The sequence below is a fragment of the Streptomyces swartbergensis genome (assembly GCF_002148965.1).
In the GTDB taxonomy this organism is placed as follows: domain Bacteria; phylum Actinomycetota; class Actinomycetes; order Streptomycetales; family Streptomycetaceae; genus Streptomyces; species Streptomyces swartbergensis.
Window position 1 is genome coordinate 1 of the sequence record NZ_NGFN01000368.1, and the last position, 8,429, is coordinate 8,429.

At 71.6% G+C, this 8,429-nt stretch carries 7 protein-coding genes; 3 read left to right on the top strand and 4 right to left on the bottom strand.

Annotation, left to right across the window (positions count from 1 at the left end):
* Positions 1 to 359: 359 nt before the first annotated feature.
* Both CA983_RS36670 and CA983_RS36675 read right to left on the bottom strand, forming a co-directional pair.
* Positions 360 to 1,469, bottom strand: coding sequence for a serine hydrolase domain-containing protein (locus CA983_RS36670; protein ID WP_086605061.1), 1,110 nt, complete (start codon positions 1,467 to 1,469; stop codon positions 360 to 362).
* A 96-nt stretch (positions 1,470 to 1,565) separates the two neighbouring features.
* Entirely contained in the window at positions 1,566 to 2,237 is a 672-nt protein-coding gene (locus CA983_RS36675) for a DUF4097 family beta strand repeat-containing protein (RefSeq protein ID WP_086605062.1), read from the bottom strand.
* A 221-nt stretch (positions 2,238 to 2,458) separates the two neighbouring features.
* Here CA983_RS36675 and CA983_RS36680 point away from each other — a divergent pair, with 221 nt between their 5' ends.
* Entirely contained in the window at positions 2,459 to 3,202 is a 744-nt protein-coding gene (locus tag CA983_RS36680) for a helix-turn-helix domain-containing protein (protein WP_086605063.1), read from the top strand.
* A 37-nt stretch (positions 3,203 to 3,239) separates the two neighbouring features.
* Here CA983_RS36680 and CA983_RS36685 read toward each other — a convergent pair whose 3' ends face one another.
* Both CA983_RS36685 and CA983_RS36690 read right to left on the bottom strand, forming a co-directional pair.
* Positions 3,240 to 3,854, bottom strand: coding sequence for a TetR/AcrR family transcriptional regulator (locus CA983_RS36685; protein WP_086605064.1), 615 nt, complete (start codon positions 3,852 to 3,854; stop codon positions 3,240 to 3,242).
* 86 nt (positions 3,855 to 3,940) lie between these two features.
* On the bottom strand, positions 3,941 to 5,119 hold the full coding sequence (locus CA983_RS36690) for a glutamate dehydrogenase (protein ID WP_086605065.1): 1,179 nt from the start codon (positions 5,117 to 5,119) through the stop codon (positions 3,941 to 3,943).
* Between the two features lie 125 nt (positions 5,120 to 5,244).
* On the opposite strand from CA983_RS36690, the gene CA983_RS36695 reads away from it, so the two are divergent.
* Both CA983_RS36695 and CA983_RS36700 read left to right on the top strand, forming a co-directional pair.
* Positions 5,245 to 6,510, top strand: coding sequence for an MBL fold metallo-hydrolase (locus CA983_RS36695; protein ID WP_086605066.1), 1,266 nt, complete (start codon positions 5,245 to 5,247; stop codon positions 6,508 to 6,510).
* 536 nt (positions 6,511 to 7,046) lie between these two features.
* Positions 7,047 to 8,429, top strand: a 1,383-nt coding sequence (locus CA983_RS36700) for a sensor histidine kinase (protein WP_244207245.1), incomplete at its 3' end; no start/stop codon positions are given.

The following is an 8,429-nucleotide window of genomic DNA, read 5'->3' on the forward strand; positions in this document are numbered from 1 at the left end:
CTCGGCTCGGAACGGCGTGATGGGGTCGGACGCCGACTGACTGTCCGTTGACGCGCCAACCGCTGCGGGCGGACATCCCCCGACACGTCCCCTTCTCGCCGTGCGCGGGTGCGGGGCCGCTCAGTGGCACCCCGCTGCGGACCCGCCCGCCACAGCAGCTGCCGACGGCGCGTCGCTCCGCCGCGCGGCCTTCCGAGTTCGTGACGGCTCACGGCGTCCTGCCAGAGGGGGTACGCCGTTTGTGTGGGAGCCCCGCGAGTTCCAGCAGGACGGCGGCCAGGTCGGCTACCTGCCGGGACAGCGCCGAGCTCGCCGAGCTCGGCGCTGTCCCGGTCCGCGTCCGCGGTGCTCGGCGCCGTTTACTGGGCCGGCTCGGCCTGCCCGCCGCAGAACACTTCCTTGACGAGCCTTTGATGTGCCTTCTGGAACGCCCCGGCCGTGGCGGCGAAGTCGAGCTCGGCGTCCCCGGTGGTCAGGGAGGCGGTCAGGGTCTTACTGCCGTCGGGCGTGCTGTACATCAGCGCCGCCCAGCCGAAAAAGCCGCCGTTGTGGTTGAAGAGGGTGCCGCCGCCGTCCGTCTCCTCCACGAACAACCCCAGGCCGTAGCCGGCCTTGGGATGCGGCGTGCGCATCTCGGCGAGCAGCGAGTCCGGCAGGAGCTTGCCGCTCATCAGAGCGGAGAAGAACGTGTGGAGATCCTCGGTGGTCGAGATCATGTCACCGGCTGCGGAGATCCAGGAGACGTTGAAGCGGGTGACGTCGACCACCTTCCACCGGCCGGCGTGCTCGTACCGGTAGTAGCCGTGAGCGTGTGGCTCGGGGATCTCCGGCGAGGCGCCCGGTACCACGGTGCCCGACATTCCCAGCGGCCGCAGGATCAGCCGCTGCGTCTCCTCGGCCCACGAGCGGCCGGTGACCTCCTCGACCAGCAACTTGGCCAGCACGTAGTTGGTATTGGAGTAGCTCCAGTCCGTCCCCGGCTCGAACCGCGCCGGCTTGGACAACGCCAGCCGTACCAGCTCCTCCGGTTGGTAGGTGTGGAACTGGTTGTCCACGTACTCCTGGCCCTGCCAGGGGATCCCCGGCGCGACCGTCCCGTCGTTGTAGTACTCGCCGGTGTAGTTGAACAGCCCGCTGGTGTGCTGCAGCAGCATCCGCACCGTGATCCGCCGGTCCAGCCCGAACCGGGGCAGGTAGTCATCCGCCGGGCTGTCCAGCCCGATCTTGCCCTCGGCCACCAGTTGCAGCACCACGGTGGCGGTGAAGGTCTTGGTGGTGCTGCCGATGCGGAACCGCCCGTCGGTCGGCGGCTTGGCGCTCTCGCCCAGCCTGCGCACCCCGGCGCTGCCGACCCACTCGCCCCGCTCGTCGTGCACGCGCAGCTGCACGCCGCTGAAACCGGAATCGACGATCTCCTGAATGGCCTTCCGCAACTCCGGGCGATCCTGCCCGGCAACGGTGAGGGACATGGCTGTGCGCTCCTTGTGGCTTGGCGGATTGTTGCGGTGAGGTGTGGCTGACCAGGGCAGCGACGAGGTTGTGCCGACCGCCGAGGGCCGTGCTGCTCAGAGGCTGCGGGCGGTGATGTCGCCGTAGGCGGTGGTCGCCTGGATGTTCAGGCCGGCGGCGGCGTCGGCGGTGTTCCGGAGCGTGTTGTGGATCCGGCCGTAGGTGGTGCCGGCTTTCAGGGAGGCGGACACTCCGCGGGCGGCGCCGACCGAGATCTCGCCCTGCTCGGTGCGCAGCGTGACCGTGCCGCGCACGGCCTCGGCGATGCGGAGGTCGCCCTTTCGTGTACTGATCTCCGCGGGGCCGCCCAGACGGCCGACCGAGACGTCGCCGTCGAGGAGGGTGAGGCGGGCGCTTTCGGTCTCGTCGAGCTCGACGGAGCCCTGCGCGCCCTCGAAGGCGACGTCGCCGAGCCGTCCGACGCCCCGTAACCCGGCGCTGGCCGTCGTCGCCTCGATGCGGGAGCCGGCCGGCAGTTGGACGGTCACCTCGACGGATCCGGAAGCGCCGAGGATCCGGTTCTTCGCCGGTGGCGCCTCGATCCGCAGGACGCCGTCGCCGTATTCGACCTTGGTCTGCTCCGCCGCCTTCACGTCGCGGCTGTGCGAAGCGTCCGCGGGCAGGACCTCCACCGTGGTGTGGGCCCGGTCGGCGGCGATGAACCGGATGCGTCCCGCGGGGATGTCGAGGACGGCGCAGACCGGGGCGGGGGTGTCGAACTTCTGCATCGTGCTCTCCTTCGACTCGTTGTTTCGAACGCTGGAAAAGCTACGTTGCATTCATGGAAGCGGCAACTGACTCGTTGCGCCGTATTTCCATTCCCGCAGGCCACAGCAGATTAATCGTTGCAGTGGCTTGATATTCAATGCAACGATCGTCGGAGGTTCGTTGCAATGAATGGAGAGTGAACGCTATGCTGGAGGCACCAAGGAGCACGAAGGAGACCGCGATGCCGGGAGGCAGGCTCACCCAGCAGGAACGCCAGGAGATCGCGCAGGGGCTGGCCGATGGTCTCGCCTACGCGGAGATCGCCAGAGGTCTCGATCGTCCGACCTCGACGATCACACGTGAGGTGATGCGCAACGGCGGGCCCACCACCTACCGAGCCGACCTCGCCCACCGCGCCACCGAGCGCCGCACTCGCCGGCGCAGGCAGGCCGCGCCCCGGAGGGCGGAGGCGCCCGCGCTGGGCCACGGGCGCGACGTCGAGGCCGTGCGCGAGTACGAGGAGGTGTTCACCATCCTCCTCATGGGGCAGGGCCTGCCCAAGATGATGTCCCGGGTGCTGACCTGCCTCTACACCACCGACGCGGGCAGCCTCACCGCGTCCGAACTCGTCCAGCACCTCCAGGTCAGCCCGGCGTCCGTCTCCAAAGCGGTCGCGTTCCTCGAAAGCCAGGGCCTCATCCGCCGGGAACGCGACGAGGGCCGCCGCGAGCGCTACGCCGTCGACGACGACGTCTTCTACCAGTCGATGATCGCCAGCGCCCGGTCCAGCGCCCAGCTCGCCGATACCGCGCGGCAGGGTGTCGGCGTCCTCGGCCCCGACACCCCGGCCGCCACCCGCCTCGAGAACATCGCCCGCTTCGTCGACTTCGTCGCCGAGAGTCTCATCCGCGCCGCGGAGCAGGCCCGCGAGGTCCTTCACAGCAAACCTGAGACGACCTCAGGCGGCACTGCCGATCACGGATAAGCAGCGGACGGACGCCCGTCTTGGGATGGCGGGCCGGTCAGGGGCGGGTCAAGGCCGCGGTTTCCAGGCCCAGTTCGCGAGCCAGGGCTTCCTCGGCCCACTGCTGCGCCCGTGCCCGCGGTACCGCGCCCGCGTAGGACGTCAGCTGGACGGCGAGGCCGTCGAGGAGGGCGGTGAGGCGCAGGGCCGTGCCGTGCGGGTCGGGGCAGTGGAACTCGCCGGCCGCCACGCCCTCCGTGATGACCTCGGCGAGAGCCGCCTTCCACTGTCTGTCGAGGTCCTGGGTGACCTCCCGCAGCGCGGGCTCGCGCAGTGCCGCCGCCCAGCCCTCGATCCACAGCCGCCAGCCCTTGGCCTGGCCTGTCGGGGCGTACCACCGTACGGCCGACCGCAGCCGGCGCAGTGCCGACGTGCGGCGGCCGAGCAGCCTGCTCAGATGGGCGAGGTCGGCCTCGGCCGCGTGCCGGAACGCGGCGGCGACCAGCTTCTCCTTCGTCGAGAAGTGATAGAGCACCAGCGCGTTGCTCACACCGAGCGCCGAGGCCACGTCGGCGATCCTGACCGCCGCCACACCACGCGCCTCGATCTGCTCGACGGCGGCCCGCAGCAGCTCCCCGCGCCGTTCCGCCACGCTCAACCGGACTCTCGTCACGCCGTCACCCTACACACGCGCGTGCACCCGCTTGACGTGTGTATTCGGCCGGTCCGGCACGGTGCCCGCGGGAGCCTCGCCGTCCGTCAGCGGTACCAGCCGAACCGTTCCGCTATGACCGGCAGCCGGTCCGCCACGAGCCCGTGGGCGGCGGCCCGCGGTGTCGTGCCGTCGGCCAGCGCGCGGGCCAGCATCCGCTCGACCAGGGACCGCATCGAGCGGCGTGTGTACGCGAACGCCTCCTCGGCGTCGGCGCCGATGTCCCCGAACAGCGTCCACCACCACCAGGCGTTCGTCCCCGAGTTGACCACGACGTCCGGCAGCACGGTCACCCCGCGCGCGGCCAGCAGCAGCTCCGCCTCCGGCCGCACGGGCATGTTGGCCGCCTCGACGACCCAGCGGGCGGTGATCCGCTCCTGGTTCCCGGCGTCGATCGCGTACGAGACGGCCGCGGGCACCAGGACGTCCGCGTCGGCCGACAGCCAGGCCTCGCCCGGCAGTTCGTGGTCCCCGGGGCGCAGCGCGGAGCGGTCCACGGTGCCGTGGAGATCCCGCGCGGCGAGCAGCGCCTCGATGTCGAGCCCCGCCGGGTTGGCGATCGTGCCCTTGATGTCGGCGACGGCCACGACGGTGAGTCCCGCGCGGCTGAGGAAGCGCGCGGTGGCCCCGCCCATGGTGCCCAGCCCCTGGAGAGCGACCCGCGTCCCCGTGTGGGGCACCCCGGCACGGTCCAGCGCCGTGAGGGCCGCCTCGGCCACACCGCAGCCGCCGACCAGCTCGTCCAGCCCGATCCCGTCCACCTCCACCGCGAACGCGTCCCCGAGCCGCCGCCGGGCCCCGGCCTCGTCCTCCAGCAGCGGATACACGGCCTGGATGGAGGAGACCAGTCCCGCCTCGGCGGCGGCCCGGTCCACCAGGTCCTGGGTGAGCCCGAGGTCCTCGCCGGTCGTCCAGAAGCTCTCGATGTGCGGCCGCATGGCGCGCAGGTACCGCACCAGCAGCGAGTAGGCCTCCGGATCGCGCGGGTCGCAGTCGATGCCGCCCTTTGCGCCGCCGAGCGGGACGTAGCGGCTGTCCGGGTCGTAGTGGAGGGCCTCCTTCATGGTCATGCCGCGGGCCAGGCCGGTGACCTCGTCCAGGGTGCAGCCCGCGCGCATCCGCAGGCCGCCGCTGGCGACACCGCGCACCAGCCGGTCGACGACCAGGAAGCCCTGACGGCCGGTGATGTGGTCGGTCCAGGTGAAAGACAGCAGCGGGCCGGCCATGCGGGCTCCTTCGCCGTGATTACTGAATATCTGTTCAGTATCACCGTCGCGGGACCCCTGCGGCCCAGTGTTGCCGGAGGGGCCGCCCATAATGGAAAGCCTGACCGACTCCACCTGGAGGTACCGTGGCCGGTTTCCGTACCCTGAGCTCCGGGCTCCGCGCGCTCCGGCCCGGCGCGTTCGGCGCGGACCCCAGCGGTGAGCGCATGGCGCGCATCCGCAGATCGCCCCACTTCGAGAACGGGGTCTTCCAAAACCCCGGCGGCCCCGCGCGGACCCGGCCCTCGGGCTCGACCCTGGACTTCGCGAAGGTCTTCTTCGACAAGGAGACCCGGCCCCGCCGCAGCCCGAAGGGCACTGTGCCGGTACACGCCACCACCCTCGCCGACATCGCCCGGCCGCCGGCCACCGGGCTGCGGCTGACCTGGATGGGGCACTCCAGCGTGCTCGCCGAGCTCGACGGCAGGCGCGTCCTGTTCGACCCGGTGTGGGGCGAGCGCTGCTCCCCGTTCCCCTTCGCCGGCCCCAAGCGGCTGCACCCGGTGCCCCTGCCGCTGGCCGCGCTCGGCCCGGTCGACGTCGTGGTCATCTCGCACGACCACTACGACCACCTGGACATGCCCACCATCAAGGCCCTGGCCGGCACGGACACGCTGTTCGCCGTGCCGCTCGGCGTCGGGGAGCACCTGGAGCACTGGGGCGTGTCCGCCGACCGGCTGCGCGAACTGGACTGGCACGAAGCGACGAAGATCGGCGGCCTCACCCTGACCGCCACTCCTGCCCGCCACTTCTGCGGCCGGGGGCTGCGCAACACCCAGCACACCCTGTGGGCGTCCTGGGTCGTGGCCGGTGAGGAGCACCGGATCTACCACAGCGGCGACACCGGCTACTTCGACGGCTTCAAGGAGATCGGCGCGGAGCACGGGCCGTTCGACGCCACGATGATCCAGATCGGCGCGTACTCCGACTTCTGGCCCGACATCCACATGACCCCCGAGGAGGGCATGCGCGCCCACCTCGACCTCCAGGGCGGACCGGAGCACGGCCCGATGCTGCCGATCCACTGGGCCACGTTCAACCTGGCGACCCATCCGTGGGCGGAGCCCGGTGAGGGGACGCTGGCGGCCGCCCGTGCCGTGGGCGCCCGGATCGCCCTGCCGCACCCGGGTGAACCCTTCGAGCCCACGGCCGAGGCCGTCCCGTCCGAGCCGTGGTGGCGTGGGGTGGCGCTCGCCCCGGCGGGTGGCTTCCCGGCCCGCGAAGCCCTCGCCGACGCCACGATCAGGGCCTCGTCGAACGCGGCAGCCGTGGCCCAGGCCGATACGTTGAGTGACGAAGAGAGTAAGGCGGGGAAGGGTACGGAGGACCCTGAAACGCTTCCGGCGGGCTGAGCCGGAGCGGACGGCGGGCAGACGGCGAGGGCCGGGGAGCGTGAGGCTCCCCGGCCCTCGCCGTGTCTGCCTGACCGCTTCTGACCAGGTCGGATCGGACTGCTTTCGGTTGCGGCCGGACGTGTGTCGAGGTTATCGGTCTGTCGTACGAGACCTCATACCAGAGCGGGACGCTCACCGTATGAGTTTGTCAACTGCCCACCGCACATGATGCGCTGACGACTACTGTCAGTGGCCGTCGGGAAACAGGCGGATCAGGGAGTGGGGACCGGCACGTGCAGGCGCAAGGCGGACGAGGGAGTCGACGCGAGGGGGATTCCCGCTGCCCGCGCACGACCGATGCCGGTACGGGCGCCGCCGTGGGGGCCTCCTCCGGCCCCGGGCAGCACACGGACTCCGGACGCGGTGGTGCCGGGCGGGAGCGGGGCGAACCCGGGCTGACGGCTCGCAGCGCGCGGAAGCGACCCCGTGAGCCCGGTCGTACCACCGCAAGCCCCCCTGGCACCAAGGCCCGACGGACCAGTACGAGGACACCGATGTCTCACCTCCGCGCCCCGGCCGCACGCGCAGACCGCCGTGAGGGCGGGCGGCACGGGCGGCCGGCCGCCCGCACCGCACCCGCGCTGCCCGAGACCCACATACGGCCCCAGCTGCTGCGTCTTGCCGTGCTGCCGCCCACCGCCGTCGCCCTCAGCGGCTGCGCCGCCGTCCTCTTCACCGTCCGGTCCACCGGAGCGCGGCCGGGACCGATGCTGTGGGCCGTGCTCGCCGGCGCGGTCTCGGTGACCCTTGTCGGCATCGTCGTCGCCGCGGTGGCCGCCAACCGGGCCGCCCGGTCCGTGCACGACCGCATCGGTGTCCTGCGCCGCACCACCGCACGGCGCGAGGCCGACCTGCGCGCCCTGGTCGAGACGCTGCGCCGCGGTGACGGACCGCCGCAGCTCGGCCCGCAGACCAGTCCGCGCGGCGGTCCCGCCGAGGACGCCGACGACTTCGAACTCCTCTCCGCCGACCTGAGCCGTGCGCACGACGGCGCCGTCAGCGCCGTCGTCCAGGCCTCGCAGCTCTCCAGCCAGGCGGGCAGCGAACAGAAGCTCGAGGTGTTCGTCAACCTCGCCCGGCGCCTGCAGTCGCTGGTGCACCGCGAGATCTCCATCCTCGACGAGCTGGAGAACGAGATGGAGGACCCCGACCTGCTCAAGGGGCTCTTCCACGTCGACCACCTCGCCACCCGCATCCGCCGTCACGCCGAGAACCTCGCCGTGCTCGGCGGGGCGGTCTCCCGCCGTCAGTGGAGCAACCCGGTCTCCATGACCGAGGTGCTGCGGTCGGCCATCGCCGAGGTCGAGCAGTACTCGCGGGTCAAGCTCGTGCCGCCGATCGACGGCACCCTGCGCGGACACGCCGTGGCCGACGTCATCCACCTGCTGGCCGAACTCGTCGAGAACGCCACGGTGTTCTCCGCCCCGCACACCCAGGTGCTGCTGCGCGCCAACCTCGTCACCTCCGGGCTCGCCGTCGAGGTCGAGGACCGTGGACTGGGCATGCCCCTGGAGGAGCAGACGCGGATGAACGCGCTGCTCGCCGACCCGGACCAGGTGAACGTCGCCCGGCTCCTCGCGGACGGCCGCATCGGGTTGTTCGTCGTCTCGCAGCTCGCCAGGCGGCACGGCATCACCGTCCGCCTCCAGACCAACATCTACGGCGGAGTACAGGCGGTGCTCGTCGTGCCGCGAGCTGCGAGACGACGAACAACCCGATGCGGCCGTCCGCGAGGAGCCGGGCGACGTTCACCTGGTCCGGGTCGGCGAGCAGCGCGTTCATCCGCGTCTGCTCCTCCAGGGGCATGCCCAGTCCACGGTCCGGTCCTCGACCTCGACGGCGAGCCCGGAGGTGACGAGGTTGGCGCGCAGCAGCAC